We start from the raw sequence: 1052 nt of genomic DNA, 5'->3' as shown, positions 1-1052 counted from the left end.
ATCCCGGGAATTTTAGTTTTATAGATCCCTTCAAAACCAGAAGGTTCCATCACCGATGCATACTTTACAAAGTAAGCCAGCCGAGAACCGGTACAAACAAAATAACCAGCATCCGCCGCACCAGGATTAAAAGTGATGACAGGGCCAAGCGCTGTATTGGGCTGCACATTGCTCCCCACCGTAAACGAGTTTGCCGGCAGCGTTAACGTATAATCTTTCGCATTAGCGGTACACCCAGCCAGCGCCGTCCGGCTGACGAGCAGAAGTAAAAATAACGCAGCTGTTTTTAGTAAAAACCTGTAATAAACCATATTTAACACCCCAACAAGAATAATCTGCCGCTGGCTTTAATTTATGAATCGCGCCTGCTGATAATGGAAAAGCCCTGAATCACTGATAGCTGAGAAAAAGACTGTGTCCTGCGCCTGCTGGCCGGTGTGTGGCGGAGTAAATAGCACCCGCCCTTTTGCCGGGCACATACCGTTCAGTTTTGTTTTATCCACATCAGAGGGTGGTGTCAGCCGGATGTCATGAAACGAAACGTTAAATGCCGAAGGGTTAGTGCACTCGAGCTCTGCACCCTTTTTGCCCGGCATCAGACGCCATTGCAATGTTTTAACGGCTTCCTCTGGCGAACCCGGCAACCCCTCTGGCCGGTAAAACAGCTTCAGCCGGGAGCGTACCGGGAACTGCATCACGTTCTGCGTCCCGGCCTTTTTACCCGGTGGGGTCGGACTGACCTCGAGCACATTAATCCAGAACACCGACTCCCGGTCGCGGGGAACCTCGCCGCCGGTAAAACGAATACGCAGCGACTGCCCTTTACCCGGATCCAGGCGGAAAATCGGCGGCATGATAATAAAAGGTGGTGTCGAATCATTGCCTTCGCCCGCATCCATCCACGCCTGAATAAGGCGCGGCGCTGCGGAATCATTTTTAATTCCGAGGGTCACCTCTTTTCTGATTTCCGGATAAATCACACGGGTGGCATCAGGCGTAATGCCCGCCTGAGCGGTGGCTAAATGAATAACGGTAAAAACGGTAAAGCAGAA

General features: G+C 51.5%; 2 protein-coding genes. Both read right to left on the bottom strand.

Features of this window, described 5'->3' with window-relative positions:
* On the bottom strand, positions 1-311 hold a 311-nt coding region (locus tag KXR87_RS23575), incomplete at its 3' end, for a hypothetical protein (protein ID WP_437434595.1).
* Between the two features lie 36 nt (positions 312-347).
* Positions 348-1052, bottom strand: a 705-nt coding sequence (locus tag KXR87_RS23570; protein WP_437434594.1) for a fimbrial biogenesis chaperone, incomplete at its 5' end; no start/stop codon positions are given.

The organism is Yokenella regensburgei, from assembly GCF_051486985.1.
Lineage (GTDB): Bacteria > Pseudomonadota > Gammaproteobacteria > Enterobacterales > Enterobacteriaceae > CBFFRJ01.
This window is presented reverse-complemented; position numbering and strand designations above follow the sequence as displayed.